This window comes from Methanimicrococcus stummii (genome assembly GCF_032594435.1).
In the GTDB taxonomy this organism is placed as follows: domain Archaea; phylum Halobacteriota; class Methanosarcinia; order Methanosarcinales; family Methanosarcinaceae; genus Methanimicrococcus; species Methanimicrococcus stummii.
The window spans coordinates 1,534,596-1,556,483 of the sequence record NZ_CP131062.1; the positions used below are offsets into that span (position 1 = coordinate 1,534,596).

The 21,888-nt window shown below is 43.2% G+C and carries 15 protein-coding genes and 1 tRNA gene; 4 read left to right on the forward strand and 12 right to left on the reverse strand.

What is annotated here, in order from left to right:
* Positions 1-326 precede the first annotated feature (326 nt).
* Positions 327-401: transfer RNA gene (locus tag MmiEs2_RS07175), tRNA-Met, on the reverse strand.
* A 209-nt stretch (positions 402-610) separates the two neighbouring features.
* Positions 611-3,634: an autotransporter outer membrane beta-barrel domain-containing protein gene (locus MmiEs2_RS07180; RefSeq protein ID WP_316559185.1), complete on the reverse strand. Its 3,024-nt coding sequence runs from the start codon at positions 3,632-3,634 to the stop codon at positions 611-613.
* Positions 3,635-3,934: 300 nt separating this feature from the next.
* Between MmiEs2_RS07180 and MmiEs2_RS07185 the strand changes: the two genes are divergently transcribed.
* Positions 3,935-4,390, forward strand: a complete 456-nt coding sequence (locus MmiEs2_RS07185; RefSeq protein ID WP_316559186.1) for a Zn-ribbon domain-containing protein — start codon at positions 3,935-3,937, stop codon at positions 4,388-4,390.
* 9 nt (positions 4,391-4,399) lie between these two features.
* Here MmiEs2_RS07185 and MmiEs2_RS07190 read toward each other — a convergent pair whose 3' ends face one another.
* The 8 genes from MmiEs2_RS07190 to MmiEs2_RS07225 form a co-directional block, all read right to left on the reverse strand.
* Positions 4,400-5,203, reverse strand: coding sequence for a phospholipase D family protein (locus MmiEs2_RS07190; protein ID WP_316559187.1), 804 nt, complete (start codon positions 5,201-5,203; stop codon positions 4,400-4,402).
* Positions 5,204-5,252: 49 nt separating this feature from the next.
* Positions 5,253-5,957 carry a fibrillarin-like rRNA/tRNA 2'-O-methyltransferase gene (locus MmiEs2_RS07195; protein WP_316559188.1) on the reverse strand — a complete coding sequence of 235 codons (705 nt, stop codon included), beginning with the start codon at positions 5,955-5,957 and terminating at the stop codon, positions 5,253-5,255.
* Complete coding sequence (locus tag MmiEs2_RS07200) at positions 5,958-6,983, reverse strand: NOP5/NOP56 family protein (RefSeq protein WP_316559189.1); 1,026 nt, start codon at positions 6,981-6,983, stop codon at positions 5,958-5,960.
* Positions 6,976-7,956 carry a beta-ribofuranosylaminobenzene 5'-phosphate synthase gene (locus MmiEs2_RS07205; protein WP_316559190.1) on the reverse strand — a complete coding sequence of 327 codons (981 nt, stop codon included), beginning with the start codon at positions 7,954-7,956 and terminating at the stop codon, positions 6,976-6,978. Before MmiEs2_RS07205 ends, MmiEs2_RS07200 begins: the two co-directional genes overlap by 8 nt.
* A gap of 157 nt (positions 7,957-8,113) precedes the next feature.
* The gene (locus tag MmiEs2_RS07210) at positions 8,114-9,382 is read right to left on the reverse strand and encodes a DUF2953 domain-containing protein (RefSeq protein WP_316559191.1); all 1,269 of its coding nucleotides are present in this window, start codon (positions 9,380-9,382) and stop codon (positions 8,114-8,116) included.
* 34 nt (positions 9,383-9,416) lie between these two features.
* On the reverse strand, positions 9,417-9,845 hold the full coding sequence (locus tag MmiEs2_RS07215) for a GerW family sporulation protein (RefSeq protein WP_316559192.1): 429 nt from the start codon (positions 9,843-9,845) through the stop codon (positions 9,417-9,419).
* A gap of 134 nt (positions 9,846-9,979) precedes the next feature.
* The gene (locus tag MmiEs2_RS07220) at positions 9,980-12,271 is read right to left on the reverse strand and encodes an ATP-dependent DNA helicase (protein WP_316559193.1); all 2,292 of its coding nucleotides are present in this window, start codon (positions 12,269-12,271) and stop codon (positions 9,980-9,982) included.
* A gap of 146 nt (positions 12,272-12,417) precedes the next feature.
* Complete coding sequence (locus MmiEs2_RS07225; RefSeq protein WP_316559194.1) at positions 12,418-13,014, reverse strand: hypothetical protein; 597 nt, start codon at positions 13,012-13,014, stop codon at positions 12,418-12,420.
* 202 nt (positions 13,015-13,216) lie between these two features.
* On the opposite strand from MmiEs2_RS07225, the gene MmiEs2_RS07230 reads away from it, so the two are divergent.
* The gene (locus MmiEs2_RS07230) at positions 13,217-14,584 is read left to right on the forward strand and encodes a signal recognition particle protein Srp54 (RefSeq protein WP_316559195.1); all 1,368 of its coding nucleotides are present in this window, start codon (positions 13,217-13,219) and stop codon (positions 14,582-14,584) included.
* Positions 14,585-14,751: 167 nt separating this feature from the next.
* On the opposite strand, the gene dnaG is transcribed toward MmiEs2_RS07230, so the two are convergent.
* Positions 14,752-16,422 carry a DNA primase DnaG gene (gene dnaG, locus MmiEs2_RS07235; protein WP_316559196.1) on the reverse strand — a complete coding sequence of 557 codons (1,671 nt, stop codon included), beginning with the start codon at positions 16,420-16,422 and terminating at the stop codon, positions 14,752-14,754.
* Positions 16,423-17,547: 1,125 nt separating this feature from the next.
* Positions 17,548-18,171: an RNA 2'-phosphotransferase gene (locus MmiEs2_RS07240; RefSeq protein ID WP_316559197.1), complete on the reverse strand. Its 624-nt coding sequence runs from the start codon at positions 18,169-18,171 to the stop codon at positions 17,548-17,550.
* Between the two features lie 327 nt (positions 18,172-18,498).
* Here MmiEs2_RS07240 and MmiEs2_RS07245 point away from each other — a divergent pair, with 327 nt between their 5' ends.
* Both MmiEs2_RS07245 and MmiEs2_RS07250 read left to right on the forward strand, forming a co-directional pair.
* The gene (locus tag MmiEs2_RS07245; RefSeq protein ID WP_316559198.1) at positions 18,499-19,953 is read left to right on the forward strand and encodes an OB-fold nucleic acid binding domain-containing protein; all 1,455 of its coding nucleotides are present in this window, start codon (positions 18,499-18,501) and stop codon (positions 19,951-19,953) included.
* Positions 19,954-20,964: 1,011 nt separating this feature from the next.
* On the forward strand, positions 20,965-21,804 hold the full coding sequence (locus tag MmiEs2_RS07250; RefSeq protein WP_316559199.1) for a CBS domain-containing protein: 840 nt from the start codon (positions 20,965-20,967) through the stop codon (positions 21,802-21,804).
* Positions 21,805-21,888 lie beyond the last annotated feature (84 nt).

Below are 21,888 nucleotides of genomic sequence, written 5' to 3' on the forward strand. Positions count from 1 at the left end.
TTGAAAAAATAGTTTCTCGAAAACTCGTTTTTAAAAAAGAAAATCCGAAAGAAGAAAATGCCGGCAAATCAAAAAGAAGAAAATAATGCAATGAAAATGAAATTTGGATGTTAAAACAGGTTTAAAAAAATTAAAAACAAGAACAGAAGAAACAAGAACAGAAGAAACAAGAACAGAAGAAACAAGAACAGAAGAAACAAGAACAGAAGAAACAAGAGCAGAAGAGATAAGAACAGAAGAGATAAGAACAGAAGAGATAAGAACAGAAGAGATAAGAACAAAAAACAGAAAAAACAAGAAAAACAGAAACAAGAAAAAGAGTGAAATAGCGAGGGATGGATTCGAACCATCGGTCTACGGGTTATGAGCCCGTCGGGATCTCCTGGCTACCCCACCTCGCTTCATAAAACAAATGATTTTTGACTGTTTCAATAATTGAAACAGTAATAAGAAAGCAGGTTAAAAAACGATTTCTTTTATTTATAGCTTTGTATGGGAAAATGAAAAGATTTGAATGAATGAGCGAAATTCATTCAAATCAAATTCATTTGAAAGCCGAGTCATTCAAGTCAAATTCGTTTGAAAACCCGATTCATACAAGTTAAATAAGTTAAATATCGTTCTCACCGTCCTCCTTTTCAACATAAGCGTAGCAGGCAATTGCAATCATAAATAACAAAATTACAATCGGGGAACGTCCCGGTTCAGTCGGCGGTTTTTCGGATCCGCCGCCGCCTTCCGGTCCGGCTTCCTGTCCCGGTCCCGTGGGGGGAACGGAACCCGAATCATCGGGATCTGTAACTGTTGCCGTACCTGTGCCGCCGCCCCCGCCGCCGCTGCCGTCTTTATCTTTGAGATAAAGAACATTCAAAACGGTGTCGTCATCAAGAGTTAACGGCAAAGATTCCTGAAGTTGACCGGCCTTGTAATCAGCAGGTTGATATTCATTTATCCAATCGTCTCCGAATTCCGAAATAATCTCGGATTGCGTCAGCTTCGTGCCTTCCAATGTGATGAAAGAGTTGGTGCCGATCAAATTTGAAGTTAAAGAGTCGGCGAAATAATTGATTGTCACAGTGACAGATGTGTCTTCTTTTATGTAAAGAATATTGAAAACCGCATCTGCGTCCATAACCCACGGCAAAGGCTCCTGCAGTTCGCCCGGTTTGTAGCCGTCCGGAATATAGAAATCCAACCAACCGACACCGATTTCGGAAATAAAATCATCTTCCGTAATTTCCGTGCCGACAGCAGAATCAAAAGATTTCGTTCCGATCGGACTTGAAGTCAAAGAATCGGCGAAATAATTCACCGTCACTGTTGCAGGCGTACTGCCTTTAAGATAAAGAACATTCAAAACGGTGTCGGCATCGATGGTTATGGGGAGCGGTTCTTGAAGCTGACCGGCCTCGTAATCAGGAGGCTGATACCAATTCAGCCAATCAGCACCGAGTTCTGAAATGAGATCAGATTCCGTGATTTCAGCACCTTCGTAAGAAAAGACATATTCCGTCGCTAAAACGCTTGATTCCAAAGAGTCGGCGAAATAATTCACCGGAACAACGGCGGAGAGAATTTCGTCACCGTCGAGGAAGAAAATATCAAAATTATTGTAAGCGTTTGTAAACGGTTCCGTAAATGTTGTGTTTTCCATCACAGGAAGCGTTTGAATATATTTCATCGCATCCGACAAATTCGACGGGTCGGAATCGTTTAAATCCCACATATAGCCTGCCGGCGCAAAGTTTCCGGTGAATATCAAATCAGATTCATCCGTCTTCTTTTGAAAATCCGCGTACTGCGCCAATTCTTCCGGCGTTAAGTCAAAAAAATTGACGTTAATGTAAACCGCACCGCCGCCTGCATTAGCCATGTTTCTCTCAAACGTCACTGTCTGGCCGCCGGTTCCCGAAACATCAACTGTTGATCCCGCCATCATGAAAATGCCGCCGCCAAAGCCGCTGCTCTCATTTGCGATATTTCCGATAAATGATGTGTTTTCCGACAGTAAAACAGAAGAGTTTTGCGAAAAAATGCCGCCGCCGTTCGCGGCAACATTATTGAGAATTAAAACATCTCCCGAAATGTCAAGAGTTGAGTTTCTTGCATAAATGCCGCCGCCGCCGATATTCTCATTTGCGGCCGTGTTTTCACTGATGAGAACATCATCGGAAATTTTTGTATTTGAATTTGTTAAATACAATCCGCCGCCGGAATTTTCCGCGCTGTTCTGAGCAATGGTCGTGTTGTTTTGAAGCGTCAGCTTTCCGCCCGAATAAATACCGGCGCCGCTGCTTTTTGCTGTGTTTCCGGCAACCAAAACATTATCTTTCAAGAGAAAAGAGCCGAAAAAGGCAATTCCGGCACCATTTGAAGCTTGATTTTCGAGAATTTGAACGTCATCCGACAAGACGGCGCTGCCTTGAGAGTAAATGCCCCCGCCGACTGTTCCTATCGGTGATGAAGACGAATCAACGGCTTTGTTATTTTGAATCAGAACATCATTGGAAATGTTCACGGGCGCAAAAGTAAAAATGCCGCCGCCGCCGGCAGATTTTTTAGTAGTCGTTCCCGAGATATAAATCGGAGTGACGATTTCAGCCGTATTGTTTGAAATGTTGACGTCGCCGAAAATATCAAAAACATAAATCGGTTCAGTTGCATTATGATTTACGAAAATGCCGCCGCCCATAACGGCATTATTGCCGGAAATTTCAACGGAATCAAAAATTTCCAATCCCGGAATCGTGCCTTCAGATTGGAAAAAATCTGAAAAAATGCCGCCGCCGGCCGATCCTTGAGCTTTGCCGCCGTAAGTAATTGTGTTGTTTGTAATTTTTGTATTTTCATAAATTTTCAGATATGATCGATGCGAGTCAATGCCGGCGCCTGACGGATTTCCGTCATATCCGTCAATCGTATTGCCGGAAATAATCGTATCGCCGCAGATATCGACAACGGATTCCAGAAGATGTATTCCGCCGCCGGACGGTTCTCCCGCAGTCGGACCGGGACGCGGATCGCTGCTGCCGGATCCGATTGCTGCGTTGTTTGAGATATTGCAATCCCGAATGGTCAAATTGCTGTACCAAATGTTAAGGCCGCCGCCGACACCGTCTCTGCAATTCGTAATTGAAACGTTTTCAAGTGTCAGATTCGTACAATGATCAATGTAAAAACCTGAATTGTTGCAGTTGATAATTTGAATGTCTTTGACTTGGAGATTTTTCATTTGAGGATTTTGTGACACATTTTCCAAATTTATGCCGACACCGTCAAAAAGAACATTTTCGCTTGACAGTGTGATATCGCTTCCGCTGACATTCAAAAACAGATAATAATCCGAAACGGCAAGAGACGAATTGATTTTTCGGACAGCTGACGAATCGGATTTAAAAATAAGCGTTCCCGGCTTTGAATAATTGAGACCGAGCGCAGTACCTGCAAGACTTGACGGATTAACGGCCGCTTTAAATTCATCCGCTGTAAAAAGATCGTCTGTGAGATCAATATCGTTTAAAAGAACGATTGTATTTTCGGTATCATCGTTGCTGTTTGTTACGTTAATCGCATTACGAAGCTCTTGGCCGTCTGAAACTTCGATTGTTTCAGCCGCTGCTGTTCCTGCCGCCATAAAAAAAACGGCAAAAATTGAAATGAGAATTATAATTCTTGTTTTTGTTTTTATACACGTTTTTGTATTCGTATTTTGCATAATGTCGCCTCTTCGTTTTTAAATCAGGCTTAAATTTTGCGTTACAAATAAATATAGATTTGCGAATATAAAAACGTATTTAATTTGTAAAATATATAGATTGTGATTTTGAAAAGTCTTAGCGTGCGGAATAAATCTTTAAATATTGTAATGAAGTGTATTAGTGATACACGAAAATTTCATCAATTCAATTTATTATTTTTAATTCAGGGTGAACGAATGCCACACAGATGTACAAAATGCGGTGCTGTTTTTGAAGACGGGGATTCCGTTATTCTGACAGGCTGTCCGGAATGCAAATGGAATAAATTCCTTTACGTCAAAGCGGAAGAAGTCGCAGGAAATGCGGGTACAGATACCGAAAGCAAACCGGCTGCGGCGGCCGACTGGAATATTGAAGAGCGCGTCGCGGAAAAGCAGGACAAATCCATTGACAGCATGCTTGAAGATATTGACCGCGCTTTGGATTCCGATGATGTCAACAAAAAAGAACTGAACCCTGACCGAGTCGACTCAATTCGCATTTTAGATACCGGTTCATATGAATTGAATTTGGGATCCATCATGGAAAACGATGAAATCGTTGTCGGTATCAAAGAAGAAGGACAATACGCAATTGATTTGCCGATGATTCTTCAGCAGTCAGGAAAACCGAAAAAAAGTAAGAAGAAATAATTTTAAAATTTATTTTTTGCTTTTTACTTTTGATCGATAACATTTTCGACAAATTGGTTTTGCAAAAGTTGTTTCATTCTCTTCTCCGCATGAAAAACAATACTTTTCTGCGAAATCCTCATTTTTATATCGAGTCCAAGAAGAATAACATTTTTTACACAATGGTTTATCGAATTTATCTTCAAATTTGCTTTTGCATCGAATACAATAACAATCTTGATTCGAAAAGAAAGGAATTAAATCCGCAAAATTATTTTTACTTGAAGATTTTGATTCCGAATCAGATTGAACTGCTGATTTTGAAGATTTGATTTTTGAGCCTTTAGATTGAGCGGCGGCGGCAACAACAGGCGCGACCGGGATTTCTCGATCGAATTGACTGATTTTGTAAATTCTTTGAATTTCAGTATAAACTTCATCATACAATTCAGGATCGGATTCTTTTAAAACACGGACACCGAATTCAATATTGTTTTCCTGAGAAAATTGATACAAGTTCATTGATGTGATAATAGCTTTTGATTCATTAAGATAACATTTCGCGTGTAAATTTTCAAGAGCGGCAATCTTAACATTTAAACCGTTGAACTTGCTTTTTTGTTCACTCAGCTGTTTTGAATCTTTTTCCTTTAATTTGTCATCTCGGTAAATGAGAGTGATTGAAATGTTTCTTAAACTTGCTTCTTTTAATAAATCTAAAAAACGTGGCGAAATTTGCAGATACGGGCTAACCAAAATAATTTCTTTCTGAGCTTTTTTGACAAGATCGCTTAACTCTGCCGAACAATGTTGTGTATCTATCAATTTAACCATAATTTCCACCAACTTAAAAAAATTAAAACAAAAATGAGATATAAGAAAATTATTCTTTCGAATTTTTAACGGCAATCACGCCCATGTGATCGACATGAAACGGCGCCAAATCCGCGGTTTTTAAAATTTTAAATGTTGCGTCGGCATTCTTTTCAAGAATTTTAATTTCTTCCGCGAAGACTTTTTTCGGGTTTTTGGCGACATCGACGCTTCGGGCTTTGATTGATAAAATCAAATGGCCGCCGTCTTTGAGGAAGTAAGCCGCATTTTTGCAGGCGATTTCCGCTTGGTTGGCTTGAGCGACATCTTGGAAAATGACATCAACGGGCTCAACGATCGGAACGTAAAGTTCGGGTCTTGACGCGTCGGAAAAAATCGGAATAATGTTGTTTCTTTTTTCGGCAAGCATCACCAAATCGCGCATGGGGCGCTCCGCAAATTCGACTGCGTAAACAACGCCGCCGCCTTCTGCAAGAATGTCGGAAACGTGGCTGACGGTTGTTCCGGAAGCCGCGCCGAGATACAAAACGCGAGAATCGGAAACCAGCGGGATTTTTAATTTTTTCTGATAAAGCGCGCCGAGTTTGCTTCTTTTCGGATCCCATGAGCGGTATTCGACACCGTCATCGTCTGCCATGATTTTTTCGCCGTAAACGGAAACGCCGGGCGCGGCGCTTTTCGTGTAAAGCTGGAATTTACCGCGCATACGGCCTTCGTAAACGCCGTCAGAATAGGGTTTTAAGAAGTCCGCCATTTAATTCGCCTCCTTTTTCGATTCGGCTTGCGCGATTTGTTTTTGTTTGATTCGGCCGACTTTGTCGTTTAAATCCGATTCGATTTTCGGGTTCAGGCTGCCGGAATAGAAATCCGTTCGCGCGGACAAGCTGACGGCTGCCGCGAATGAGCGCGCGATTTTGCCGCGCAGGCGAAAAGGCGCCGTGTTTAAAATCGGGTGACTGAAAATGATTCCGTGTTTCGGCGACGGCGCATTGGAGCGGAGGTGTTTGACCATTGCTTTTTCCGCGCCCATCACTTGAATGCTTCCCGACGGCATCGCCGCCAAGTGCTTTAAGCCGCCGGCCATGCTGAGAAGGCGCGCGCCTAAAACAACGCCGGCAATTTGCGATAAATTCGGCGCCGTTTCTTTCATTTTCATTTCGATAAAAGATTCAACGGCGGCTTTTCGTTCATAAAGAGAAAGAATGTCGTCGGCAAACGACTGCATCAAAATCAAATCTTCGTGTGCTGCCGGCGCGCCCATTAAAGACTGGGACGCGGATTCCGGGATTTCTGAGACGAAGCGAACGTAAGATTCGGCCGGCAAATCCAATTCGGGATAATAAGCGCTGTACCAATCGACCAGCCGCTCCGTTAAATGATTGATGGTTTCGTTCAAATCGTCCAATGCTTCCACCGCCTGAATCACTTTTTTGTCTTCGGTCATGGAAGCGGAAAGCTGTTTGCGCGCGGTTTGAATCGCGATTTCGCGAAGCGTTGAGATGTATTCGGCATCGGAATCCGCGAGTCCGGATTCTTTTGCCATTTTCCGATAATCCGGTTTTTCGATTTGAAAAACGGATTTGAGAGACGAAATTGAACGAATATTTCGAGAAGAAGGAAGAATCGGAATGAGCCGATCCGATAATTCCAAAGATGTTGAAATCAGCGGCTTTTCGGATAATTGGAAATCGTTGCCGGAAACCGTGTCAGAAGTATTATCAAAAGAAACGGTTCCGAACCATGTTTCAAAGCTTTTGGATTTATTTTCGGGATCAGCCATGATATTCCGCTCCTTTGTTGTTGGCTTTCGTGATTAAAACTTCGCTGCCGGGCGGCATTTTTTCAAGAAGAAGAGATCGAATTTCTTCGGATTGGTTCTTGTCTTCTGAAAAACCGTAGACAGCCGGACCGAACGAACTGATTCCAGCGCCGTAAAGACCGTTTTTAAGCATCAGATCAATAACGGTTTTGACTTCCGGCGGCTGGACGGCAACTTCGTGTTTCTTAAACCCGAGTTTTTGCAGGCTGTTCACCGCATTGCCGAGCCCCTCAATGTTTTGCTCAATGATTGCCGGAAGCATTTGCATTAAAATAATGTGAGACGTTTCCCGAACTTCTTCAATCGGAACCGGGCAAACGCTTTGGAAAAAGTGTTTTTCTTCTTCGCCGCTGATGCCGACTTTGGGCGGAATCGCGACAATCACGTCCCAGTCCGGGAAATCCAAACGGAGAAGCATGTTCGCCGGCGGCGCCGTGCTTCTTGAAGACGGTAAAAAACCGTTCTTATCGGCTGCGTTGTGTCCGGAATCAACAATGAAACCGCCATGCTCAAACGCTAAAACGCCGATACCCGACGTTCCGCCGCGGCGCGTGATTTGCGCGAGCTCTTTAACGCTTTTTCCGAGACCGTAAAGCTCGTTGACCGCCGTCGCGGTTGAGAGCGCGATTTGCGTTCCCGAGCCGAGTCCGATGTGCTGGCGGACGGGAGATGAAAATTCAAAAAGGGCGCCTTCGTTTTCGGGCAGGAGCGCTGCTGCGATGCCTGCAATCTGCGCCGCAAAAACCGGGTCGCACGGCAAAACGTCACCGTTTTCAAACCGTTCGGTGACGATGACGGAATCCGATCGCTTTGCGCGAAGCGAAATGCCGCCGTCTGCGAGTGCCAAGCCGACGCTGCCGTCAAGCCGGCCGAGACCGCCGTTCATATCAATCAAGCCCATATGAATGCGGGAAGGCGTTTTTATTTCAAACATAGAAACTAACAGTAAGAGTGATTGCAATACTATAAATGTAACCAAAAAAAGAACTCAAATAATTAAAGCTATTCGTTTGCAACAATGAAAAAAAAGAATCTTCATTTTTGTCTTTTCTTTAATTATTTTGGTTTGCAGCCTGCGTTTTTTGTTATTTTTATTGTTTTTGCTGCTTTTCCTGCTGCTTTCGCTGTTTTTCATCCTGCTTCCGCTGCTTGCGTTCCGCGAGCCAATTTCGGATATAATGGCGGATAAAATACGGATACAGATACCGGCGAATCGTCCAGCGCGTGTTTTTATTCAGAATGAAGCGAAGCATCGGGATATAGCCTCGCGGAATCCAAAACGAAAAAGACATCGTTGTGTCCGTTTCAAACATTTTGTTTGTCAAATCGGGAACGATGCAAATGTCGTTGCGGACAATTGCACCAAGTTCCGCCGCTTTTTTTCGTTTTTTGGAAGAGCGGGACGTTTCTTCGATTTCCGCCAAATAAGCGTAAGTCGACGCTTTAAAAGAATGAATCGTGCCGAATGCCAGCGCCGTGTCCGCCGGATCGGAAAGTCCGAAAACCACATCTGCCGACATTTCATCAATGTCCGCCCGAAGCAGCAAATCGCTTGCCAAGCGCGCCGACGATTTTGAAATTCGGGCGGCGGCGGTGATTGAATCAGAAACAAACCGGCCGGGATCGGAAAGGTCGACATAGCGTTTGATTTCATCTAAAAAGTCGGATAAATCGCCGTCGGATTCGTCATCGGAGTTATCATCGAATTCGTCGTTTGAAACTTCATCGCCTTCAAATTCATCATCGGATTCGCTGTCAGAATCCCAATCATTTTTATCAAATTCGTATTCCGTTGTTATGGTTTCTGTTGTAACCGTTTCTGTCGTTTCGCCGAATTCATTTTCGATTCCGAGATCTTTCACTTCGTCTTCGTTCAGCGTTAAAACGTCATCTGTTTCCGTTACAATATCCGGCGCTTCAAAAACGGTTGTTTGAGAATCGCCGTCGGAAACTTGAATGTTTTTCGAAAACATTTCTTCCGTGTGAACAATAATTTCGTAATCGCTGCCGTTTTCGTTTGTTTTCACAGATCGGACGCTGACTTTTTCGTCCGTGAAAGTGACGTGATAAGCGTTTTTATCGGCACCGGATTCGGAATCTGAATCAGAACTCGGCGCAGCATTTTCATCAAAATTATCGAAATCCAAAAGTATGATTTCATAAAACCAAATTTTTAATCGAATCAGGATTTGACTTTGGATTTTACCGTCAACGGTTTTAAAAGAAAAATTTGCAAAAAGACGCATGAGAAGCGTCAGCAAAAAAGCTGCGGCTAAAACGATAATGAAAAGGAGAAGAATCAAGCCGGCCGCAATCAGCAGATAATGTCCGGCCGAAGCTAAAACTGTTTGAAGCGTCATGAATCCGAATTAAAAACGGCAAACCGTTTAGGAATCAGCAGCCGCAATCGTCTTCAACAATGATGGTTTTGGCTTTGGGCTCTCTTTCTTTTTTCGCGGCTTTGACTTTGTCGATGATGGACGGAACCATGCCGAGGAACTTGACAATTTCGTCTTCCAAACTCGATTCGTTCAAAGTTAAAATTTCGGTTTTGTCGCCGTCGATGACGATAAATGCGACAGGCTCGACTTTCGCGCCCGCGCCGCCGCCGCCGCCATAGGGTGTTTTGGCAAAATCAGTGCCGGTACCGGCACCCGCTTTGCCGCTGCCTTCAAAACCGCCGCTGACAAAGCCGACGGAAAGTTTTGTAACCGGAATTAATGTTTTGCCGCCTGCAATAATCGGCTCGCCGATGACAGTTTGCGCGCTGACGATTTTTTCAAGCTCGTTTGTGACCTCTGAAATAACTTCTTGAATTGTCATGATTCTCATCCTTGTTTTTGAATAATTGCAAATAATGAAAATAGATTGGCTTGATTCTATTTGACTTTATTTGACTTTGATATTTTTATCGATATAATTGTATAATAAACAATCATCAATATGAATCTTTTTGTTCAATATTCTTCCGAAAAATTTTCAAAGAAATTTTCGAGTTCATCCGCCAGTTGCATCGGCGAAATATCAATGAATTCCGCGCTTTCTTCCGGCGGAAAAACGTGATTGACGGAATATTTTCCAAGCTTTGCCGCCGAACTTTTTTGAAAACGCGCGTCGAGTAAAATGCGCGCGCCGTAATCCGTCGGCGATCTGACGGCGCGTCCCATCGCCTGCCGAATCCGCCGAATCGTCGGAATCAGAATGACAAAATTCCAGCCTTTGCCGGGGCCGAAAACCGTGTCGTAAGCCGCTTCAACCGCTTTCGTTCTGTCATTGAGCGCGGGATAGCCGATACCGACAATAATCACCGAACGCGCGCGGTCGTCGCGGAAATCAACGCCTTCGCTGAGCGTTCCGAAGATGTAGCTGACCAAAACGCTGCGTTCACCGGATTCGCCGATTTTGAAAAACTCCTCGCGAACGGCGTTTGATGAAACACCGGGCTGATCCAGCAGAACTTTGATTCCGGCTTCAGTCAGCATCCATTCCTGCGATAAAAACGAATAATATTTTTCGGCTTCGGCAAAGCTTTGGAAGTAAACAATCGTATTTCCGGCAGTTGCCAAAATCGCCGATACAAGCGTTTGTTCAACGGTTTCCCGAACCCAAACATGGCTTCTTTTGCTTTGGTAAAGCGGCGGAACAGATACCGCGTAAGTCCGGCGGTTTTCGGGCGGAAATGTAATCGGATACGCGATTTCAAGCGTTTGGCGTTCGATTCCGAGTGTTTCTTTTGCCATGTCAAACGGACGGAAGGTAGCCGACATCAGCACTAATCCGCCGAGAGAATCAAATAGCGGCGCCGTGACGTTTCGAGGAATACATGTGAAAAGCTCGACGCGTCCGTAAATTTCATTCGATTCGACATCGCGGCGGATGTTTAAAATCGGATAAAAATTCGGATTTTCGGAATTGAGCAAATACGCGAAAATAAAATTCGACGCGCGGACGATGTTTGATTTTCTTCGAACAGAATCGGCGCCGGATTTATAGCGTTCGTGATAAACCGATTCGATTTCGTCGCCGACATCGGAAACGCCGAGCATAATGTTTTGAACGGATTGAATCGTCAGCTTTTGACCTTCGGATTGGTTGTAGTCGGCGATTTTTCGAACAAACCGCTCTTTCAAAAAATCAAAACGCTCGTACGGGTCGCTGATTCGAATATCAACCCAATTTGTTCCGATTCGATTGCGTTCGCCAAAACCCAGCGCGGATTCGTAAGAATCGCGAACGGATTCGACAAAAAGATGGAAAATCTTTTGAGCATCTTCTTTGAGTTTTTCGGGAAAATGATTGGCATGTTCTTCAATTTCATTAATCGCGCGTTCGATGACGCGCTCTGAAATCGTAATTGATGAATGCGAACGCGCAGCGTTTTCAATATTGTGCGCCTCGTCAAAAATAACAATAACATCTTCGGGAAGCTTTTCAAGCCAGCCGAGAAGCGTTAAGAAAATTTCCTGGCTGAGAACGTGATGATAATTGCAAATAATCAAGTCGGCGTGCTTCATTTCGCGTTTGAGAAGCTCGTAGCCGCACATTCCTTTTTCTTCGGCGTATTCGTTGATGTCTTCGGAACTTCTGACATCGTCAAAAAGCCATTTTTTAAACGGTGTCACGTCCGACTGAAGCACTTCGTACAAATAAGGACAAATTCGATCTCTCTTTTTTTGAAGTTCGGGCTCCATCTTTTTAAGATCGTTTTCAATTTCGCCGGCCAGCATTTTTTCCTGTGGGTCGCCCGATTTTTTGAAGCGTTCATTGGATTCCGACAGCTCGCGTTTTGCTTTCGAATAAATGCGTTCTTTTTCCAAAAGCTCGTACGTGTTTTCCGTTTTGGCGCGGCATTCTTCGTAGTCCAAATGGTCGGGGCAAATCGACTGCTTGCCTTTCATAACAGCGACTTTGATATCAGTTTTTCGTTTGATATCGCGCGCTTCGTGAATGAATTGAACCATTTGCTGATGCACATTTGTAACGATGATAACTTTCTTGTTTTGTTTTTCCGCAATATCCAAAGCCGGCGCAAGCGCGCTGAGGGTTTTTCCGGTACCGCACGCGCCTTCAAACAAAACGACTTCGCTCTTTTCAAGCGCTGACGCTATTTGTTTCATTGCGTCTTCCTGATTGGGATAGCAACTCGGTTTGGTGAAATATTTCATAAAACCGGGCGCGTTTTTTTGTTCCGTTTTCATATCATACGCCGTCGTGAATTGAGGTTTTTCCTGAGTCGGTTCATCATCCATTGTTTTGCCGGCCTGTTTTAAAAACAAATTGCGAGAACTGTGAAAGTATTCAATTTGTTGCACAGATTTTCGGAAAACAAATCATTCATTGTATATACTTTCTATCTTTTCGATTTTTTTTCATTTCTTCCAATTCTTTTTGATTTTTAAACCGCCGTCTCTTTTTTGAAAACGAGCTGCGGATTTCCGGCTTTGTTTTTTTGATAAATTCGAATTTCAAGCGTTTGATTTGATGAAAAACCGTAATTGTTCGATGTTTCGGATTCCCCGTCAGCCGTTACAAAAACACTTGAGACAGTCGTATTCAAACTGTCGTTTCCGGTCAGCACCAACATTTCTCCGGGAGACCAAAATCCGTCTTTGAGCGTTTCCGAATTGGATTTCCCGTAATCCGTGTTCTTTTTGCCGCTGCCGATATGTTCGTAATAAACGGAAATATCGCCGTAAACCAGCTTTCCGCCCGACCCCGGAATTCCGGAATAAGCATTTCCTTTTCCGGAAATTTGAATTGAAACGGAATCTATCGGCAAGGTGCTGCCGCCGGCGTTTTTCAAAACCAAAACATTGTCCTGAAAACGAACGGAATCGTTGTAGCGGTCGCCGCCGGAAAAATCAACGATTTCGATTTTAACCGGCGTGTTTGGAGACAAATCGTAATTTCCGAAAACCGCGCCGACACTCAAAAAAAGAGCGCCGCCGATTGAAAATGTGATTAAAATTAAGATCAGAGATGAAAATTTCATTGAAGGTCACATAACCGATGAAATCAAAAAACATGTTAAAGCTGCCGATTTTTTAAAAATACGAAAGTTTTTAAGGCAACCAAAATCCAAATCAAAACAACAATTCCAAAACTCTTTATAATCTTCAATCCATATTCCGTAAAATAATATTAGTAAAATTCAAAATTTTAAATTTTTCAAAAACAGCAAAGGAATACTTATTATGGTTATGGACAAGCTCGGAGATTCTCTCCAAGGCGCCCTCAGAAAACTTATCGGTGCCGGCCGCATTGATGAAAACATTGTCAATGAAGTTGTCAAAGACATTCAGCGCGCGCTTTTGACTTCTGACGTGAATGTCAAGATGGTCATGGAAATGTCAAAGCGCATTAAGGAAAGATCCTTAAAAGAGGCGCCGGCAAAGGGTTCCGACCCGCGCGAACACGTTGTTAAAATCGTGTATGAGGAAATGGTCGCTATCATGGGACAGGGCGCGAACATTGAACTCAAACCCCAAACCATCATGATGGTCGGTCTTCAGGGCAGCGGTAAAACGACGTCTGTCGCCAAATTGGCGCGCTTTTTCCAGAAGAAAGGATTGAAGGTTGCCGTCATCGGCGCCGACAATTTCCGCCCGGGCGCTTATCAGCAGTTGAAAACGCTTTCAGAGAAGCTGAACATTTTCTTCTACGGTGAAGAAAACGAAAAAGACGCTGTCGGAATCGTTAACCGCGGCATGAAAGAGATTGAAAAATACGATGTCAAAATTATCGACACGGCCGGCCGCCACGCGTTGGAAGCCGATTTGATTGCCGAAATGGAAGCCATCAACGAAGCTGCCAAACCCGATCAGAAATTTTTGGTGCTTGACGCCGCTATCGGTCAGCTCGCCGGACAGCAGGCAAAAGCGTTCAACGACGCTGTCGGCGTGACCGGAATCATCATCACAAAACTTGACGGAACGGCAAAAGGCGGCGGTGCGCTGTCAGCGGTTTCCGAAACAGGCGCACCGATTGCGTTTATCGGGACAGGGGAAACACCCGACGCGTTTGAAAAATTCGACACCGACCGTTTCATTTCCCGTCTTCTCGGCATGGGCGACTTGCAGTCGCTGCTTGAGAAAGTGCAGGAATCCATGAAAGAAACCGAGCTCGATGTTGACAATATCATGAAGGGGAAATTTACCCTCAACGACATGTACGCTCAGCTCGAAGCCATGAACAAAATGGGACCGCTCAAACAAGTGATGAGCATGCTTCCGCTCGGTTCGATGGGTCTTGGCGGCGCTAAGCTTTCCGATAAAGATTTGGACGCGACAAGCGAGAAAATGAAGTATTACAAAGTGATTATGGATTCGATGACGGCCGCCGAGCGCGACGATCCGAAAATTATCAGCGCCGGCCGAATCAGCAGAATCTCAATGGGATCGGGACGCAGTTCCGAAGAAATCCGCGAACTTTTGAAATATCACAAAACCATGCAAAACGCCTTTAAGAATTTCGCCGGCAAAGGCGGCGGCCGCAATATGCAGAAAATGATGAAAAAAGGCGGCATGGGCGGCGGAAATCCGGGCGGGAACTTCCCGTTCTGATTTAAATTTATTATTTTTTAAAAAACGTACCTTGTTTTTCAACAACTTTTTTGAAAGATTGTGCGGCTCGCGCGCGGCGGCGGCCATTGCCGGCAGCAACGCTACTGCTGTTGCAAACAAAAAAATAAAAAAGTTTTTGCTGCTGTCATTGACAACAGCGTTTAAAGTTACTGCGCCGTGAAAACTTTCATATCGGCCGGCATTTTGACAACATTTCCGGTTTTTAATCCGATTAAGTTTTCAACGCCTTGATCAGCGGCAAGGTCCACAATTCTTTGTGAAACGACGCCGTCGAAAAGGATTGATTTTGCGCCGTCAACGCCTTTTTTCAATGCAACGGCGAGTTCTCTGACAGGCATTTCGGAAATCACGGCGTTGTTTTCATCTAAAATTTTAGAAGACATTGTGCCGACGAGTTTCTCCATTTCTTTGTCAAACGGTGCCGGAATCGCAGGTTTCTTTTCTTTAACCGGCTCTTCTTCTCTGCGGCCTCTGTCGGATCTGTCTCTTTGATTTCTGTCATTTCTGTCGCGCGGTGCCGGTCTTTCGTCACGGCTTTCTTCCCGGTCGCGACCTCTTTGAGCTTTTTTCGGCTCATACTCATATTCAACCGCTTCTTCGGCAACGGCCAAAACTGCCGGTCTGCGTCCGCGTCTCGGCTTTTCTTCTTCGGCTGCTGATTCATCTAAATCCACATAGTTGACGGCAATCGCGTCGTCAATTTCTTCCGTTTTGGGTTTAACGGATCTTGCGCGAAGCTGTCTCGCAGGTTTTTCTTCCCTTTCAGCCGGCTCGGCGATTTTCTCGGAAAGCTTTCTGCGCTCCGGCTTTTCAACTGTTCTCTCTGTGCGGCTTCTTCTGACAGGAACTTCTTCCTCTTCGTCAATCATTCTGCCGGAGGCAGGTTTTCGAATAGCTGCAACTCTTTTTGGCGCGGCTTTTTCAACGGTTTTAACAGCGCGCGCGGATTTTGACGGTTCAACCGTCTTTCTTGTTCTTTTCGCAGGAATAACAAGGCCGTATTTTTCGATATACTGATCCTTCGTCATCTTGCGGCGGAGTGCCAGCACGATTTCTTTTTGAAGCATATCTTCAACCGCTTTGCCGTCCGGCGGACGGGCGATGTAATCGACATTGGACACCTGCATCAGCTCGCGAATAATTAATTCGCCGCCGCGGTCACCGTCCGTGAAAACCGTGACTTTTTTGCCTTTGAGCAGATCAATCACTTCCGGCGGAATGTTTGTGCCGCCGACACTGATTGTGTTTTTAATGCCGCCTTTCAAAAGATTTAAAACATCGGCGCGGCCTTCAACGACAATAATTTCGTTGGAATTGTATTCGGGGCCGGCCGGCAATTTGTTTTTGCCGTATGAAGTGATGCCTTCCACGCGAACGGATTCGCGAATGACATCCGTGATTTCCTGCGCTTCGATTAAATCATCTTCAAACATTGTTTTATAAATGTTCTTGGCGCGCTCGACAATGTCAACGCGTTTTGAAGCGCGGACATCTTCAATTTTCATTACTTCGATGTTTGCAACGCACGGGCCGACACGGTCGATTGTTTCAAGAGAAGCCGCCAAAACCGACGTTTTGACTTTGTCCAAACTTGACGGAATGAAAATATTTCCGCGTGTCTTTCCGTTTTTGGTTGTCACCATGACTTCAATTCTGCCGATACGCCCTGTTTTTTGAAGTTCGCGTAAATCTAAATCGGTTCCGAGAAGTCCTTCGGTTTGTCCGAAAATGGCACCGACAATATCCGGCCTTTCAATAACGCCGTCGGCGGTGATTTTTGTTCTGATAATATATTTTGTTGTATCTTCATTTTGCATGATTTTTGTCTCCTGAACGGATCCAAAAACTCAAAAAAAACAGTAAACGGCTGCGAAGATTCAAAATCAAATAATATTAATATCCATTTCCAAGCGTTTCAGCCGCACGGGAAAAACATCAGTTAAGCGGCAGCCGGAAACAAAAATAAAATTCACGATTATCGTTAAGCAGCGTTTAATTTGCGCCCCCGGCGCAGACGACTGCTTTGAGTTGCCAAACTTGGGTTATACGCTTCGATTCTGTCGAATTTGAAAAGCGTTTTATTTGAGCTGCAAATCGTTTGAAACGAAATTTGACAGCGAATAAGACTGATTGAATTGCCGGTCAATTACGAATCATAAAGAGCCGACAGCATTGAATAATTGTTCTTATAAATTTGAAGTTTGGTTTTCTTCAGATAAATTATGAATGAATGTGAATTTTTAAATTTTTGTTTCGCATGAAAATCAAAATTTCGATTGATTGATTTCTACTGCGTGTTTTTGCCGGCTTTGCCGTGCTTTTCATATTGAAATGAATATAATTGTGATATTTCGGCGCTTAATTCGTCGTTTCGATTATTTTTCAGCGCGGATCAGGTTAAAACGCACGCAACTTTGTGGTGCTGTCACCTGTTATTTAGAGTGTGATTTTGAATCGATTTGATGCAGATTAATTTGTATCTGTCATTTTGAGTTCATCGATATTGATAATTTTTTAATTTCAAGATGCGTTTTGCATCCGATTTAAATTGATTATGAAGGTGATTGCGGTTTTCGTAAATCGAAAAACCGGTATTTGATTAATAATTCGCCAAAATCGGCGATAATGTTTGATTAAACAAACAAAGAATAAACAATATTTTGATTTAATAAGGTTTGTGGTAATTTTCACGAAAAATATAAAAAATGAAATTAAAATGAAGCGAAATTCGTTTTGTTTGCCGGTGTCGGCCTTGAGTGTTTTTTCGCGCTGCAGTCTGTCAGTTGCCGGTTTGCTGCCTGCACCGGCCGCCAATCGGCTGCCGCCGCGCGCGAGCCGCACAAATTTTTCAAAAAAATGAAATGAAAAAGCGAATGTGTTTTTCAAAAATGAAATGAAAAAACATGGATTGTTTTCAATAATTAAAAAAACAGAAATGGAAATTATTCATAAATTTCCAAAATGTATTCGGCCGGAATTTCGTCGATCAATAAAATGTCGTCGTTTGCGACCATGAGATTCAAACCGTCGTCAATCGCCGCGGCCGCGTCGATCTTAAAAATAGACGGGTTTTCCGAATGAATCATGGCAACTTCGATCGCTTTTTCAAGCGTTGTGCTCAAATGAACATATCTTTGTCTGACCGGCAAAATGCCTTCGTCTAAAACAATGTCAACCTCTTCGGGGCTGACGCCGTAGTAAGCGAAATCGCCTTCATAAAGCGGATAATCCAAATTTACGTCAACGGAATGGCCGTAAACGGCGCGGATTTTACCGCCGGAGATTTCATAACGTCCTTTTTCATCAGATTCGACAAGCGCGTAAACGTGATACTTTTTCGGCCACTTGTATTTGCGAGCGGCAGCGGCAGTCAACGCGTTGATGCTGACCCAGCCGTCTTCAAACATGGAAAGTCCGAGCTTGGCAGGAAAATGTCTTAAAGCGCCCGCGATGAAGCGGCCCAAGCGGTCTTCACGCTCTTCGTCTAAAACGAACTGCCCCTCCTGATCGCAATCAGGACACGTTTCTCCTCGGAAACAACCGTGCTCTTCGCATCTTCGAATCATAATACAAATAAACAGCATTTTTAATATAAATAAAGTTCTCAACGCCGTCCGTTACAAATCTTATTTGTCGGATTTTTTGGACAGCAAGGTAAAAATAGGAGAGTGAAATATTTGGTATGATAATTATTTCTCAAACCTCAGCAACTCATCACATCTCAATTGTTTTTTAAATCATCAATTTGTCCGTGTACCCAAACTCAATCATTTCTCAGGACTTCGGTTTATCAGACTCGGTTTATCAGACTATTGAATATGCGTTTTGTCAGGTCGGAAATACAGTTAATCGTCAAAGACGAAAATAACAATCAAAAGAGTCAGGTAAAAAGAATGGCAGAATTAAGAGAAATCTACGAAAAAGTACAGAATTTAATCAGCTACGACGACTTTGTCGCAAAAGTCGAAGAACGAAAAGAAGCATTAGGCGGCCTTTGCGATGATGAAATGTGCGCGCGCCTAGTTTTAAGCGATCTCGGCATTTCCGCAACGGAAAGAGAAGTCGTCACGATTGAATCTATTGATGAAAACAGCGGCAACATTTCTTTTGTCGCGAAAGTTTTAACGATTTACGACCCGCGCGAATTTAACCGCGCAGACGGAACAGTCGGCCGCGTCGCAACCGTTATGGCCGGCGATGCAACCGGCAGAATCAGAATTTCCGTTTGGGACGCAAAAGTGGACGCGATTGAAAACGGCGAAGTCAAGCCGGGATGCAGCGTTTCCGTTTCAGGATACACGAAAAGAGGCTTAAACGGTCCCGAAGTTCACGTCGGCAACAATGGTGTTTTCGCGCTTTCCGATGAGGAAGTCGAATACGAGATTCCGGTCCGCAAAATTGATGAAATCAAAGACGGCATGAACGACATCACCGTTCTCGGAAAAGTTTTGGATCTTGGCCAAGTCAAAACATTTACAAGAAAAGACGGCGGCGAAGGTCGTGTTGCGAACATGACAATCGGCGACCAAACCGGAACAATCCGCGTCAGCATGTGGGACGACAAAGCCGAACTTGTCAACGAGCTTGACATCGGAAACTCCATTAAAATCCAAAATGCTTATTCAAAAATCAACAACTTCAGCCAGAAAGTGGAAATTTCACTCGGCAATTCAAGTGTCGTCGACATCGCCGACGCGGAAGTGGAATACGAACAGAAATTCTCAAAAGTTTCTGAAATCACAGACGGCATGAACGGTGTCAATCTCTCCGGCGTGATTTTAGACATTTCCGATGTCCGCACTTTTAACAGAAAAGACGGCAGCGAAGGAACGATCGGAACGTTTACAATCGGTGACGAAACCGGCAAAATCCGTGTCAGCCTTTGGGATGACAAAACCGTTTATTTAGACGAATTTGACTTCGGCGAATCCGTTGACATTCTCAATGCGTATTCCAGAATGAATGATTTCAGCCAATCTGTTGAACTCAATGTCGGTTCACGCGGAAACGTCACCGCTTCCGAAAATGAAGTTCAGTACATGGAAAAATTTGACAATATCAATGATATCCTCCCCGGAAAATCTTATTCCGTTCAGGGCCGCGTTGTTGAAATCGGCGACCTCCGTGAATTTGAAAGAGATGACGGCACCCAAAGCACCGTTTCCAATATCGAATTAGAAGATGACAGCGGCAAAATCCGCGTCAGCCTTTGGGGCGAACACGCAGACATCGTCAACAACGTTCAAATCGGCATGACAGTCCGTATCAGCGATGCCTTTTCCAAATTCGGCATGAACGAGGAAATTGAGCTGAGCGCCGGAAACCGCACTCGCGTTACGATTATGTAATTGCGGAAAAATAAGATTCGAAATAGAATTTGAAAACAAAATTCAAACAATAAAAATTCGAAAATGGCGAACACGTTAAAGAAAAAATGAATCTTCATTTTTTCTTGACATTCTTTTTTTGCGATTTTTCATCAACTTTATTTTACCCGTTATGATACAATATTCAAAATATTTGAAAACTATATATTTTTGATACGGCCGATACAAGTTGATTTTGTGGACTGTTCCATCGGAAATCAAGGGGTTATAAATTATAATTCGTTTAGTTTAATTTTTAGTTTTATTTGTTTAGTTTAATTCTTAGTTTAATTTGTTTAGTTTACATTTAGCTCAATTTTTAACTTAGTTTACATTTAGTTTAATTTGCCATTAATTTGTTATTAATTCACTGTTAATTGCGTTTAATCATTCGGGTTTTAGTTTAATTCTCTACTTTATTATATCCACAAAACTATTTAACTCAATAAAGCACTCTTTAACATATCCGGAAATTAAATCTTGGGGGAAATAAATGACACAAAAACCCAATACCAGAGCATTTTTGTTCGATGACGTTTCTGATTCCAGCAAATTCGCGTTAAAGCGCAAAGCAGTCTTTGAGTTACGGCTGCCTTTTGTTTTGAAACCTTATGTTTTAAAACGAATTTGCGGAAGTGATTATTGAAATGTCTGAGAAATCAGGTCCGGGTTTAATCATTTCTGTATTATTCTAAAAGGCGAGCTTTTGCTGTGCTTTTTGAATGAATGCAATGAAATTTTCATTTCAATTATATTTCAAATTGGTTTTGCAAAATCAAATTTTACAAATACCAGATATATAAAAATGTTGAAATGGAAATTAAATGATTGCAGTAGAACATTAATGAATTGTAATGATTCATGTATGTCAATGATTAAACACAAAAACAGAATCAGCAAAGAATCAAAAACAAAATTAAAACAAAAACAGAAGATTTAAAAATGTTTTTTTCCGGATTATTAAATGCCGAGTCGCATTAGGAGGAAAATTCCATGAAAGTAAAAAATATCATGAGTTCGCCGGTTTACATTGTCGAGCCTGATGAAACGGTTGCACATGCGCGAAATCTCATGATGAAATATAAAGTCGGTTCAATCTTAGTCGTCGATGACCCGATGATTTTGGGTATTTTTACCAAATCCGATTTGAATATGAAGCTTTTCGAAGAAGAAGCGGCTTGGAAACGAAGGCCGATTGATCAAATTCCGATCAAATCCGTCATGACCGCCGATGTCGTGACGCTCTCGCCAAACGCGCCGGCGGCGGAAGCTGCCAAGCTGATGGTTGAAAAAAACATCGACCACATTCCAATCTTTGAAAAAGAAGTTCTCGGAATCGTTTCAAAAACAGATTTAATCCGGTTTGCCGCCGAAAATGCAACCGAAGGGCGCGTCGGTGACGCGATGACCGGAAAAGCCGTGGTTGTCAACACAAATCATACGCTTAACCACGTTATTGATGAAATGGAAAAGAACGCCGTTCAAAAAGTTATTGTCATGGACAACAATGAAAAAGCGGTCGGAATTGTTTCCGTCAAAGATCTTTCCGCAAGCGAACTGGTCGGCTCGGACGGAAAAAGAAGTGTTCGCGGATCCAAGAAATCCTCTTCCAAAGCCGCGAGATACGCGCTTGACACACCGTTCATCGCAGAAGATGTCATGACAAGCATCGTCGTCGCCGATGTCAGCGAATCTATCGCAAGCGCCGCCAAAAAAATCATTGACAACAATGTCGTTTCCCTTCCGGTCACTCGGAACGGAAAAGTTTCCGGCATGATTTCGAAAAATGATATTTTGAAGTGGCTTGCCGAAAATCAGGAAGCTCAAGAATAAAATCAAGAGCAAAGAACAAAGTGAACGGAATCATAAAAATCAAGAATTCATTTGAGAATTCACTCACATCTTACGCTTATGTTT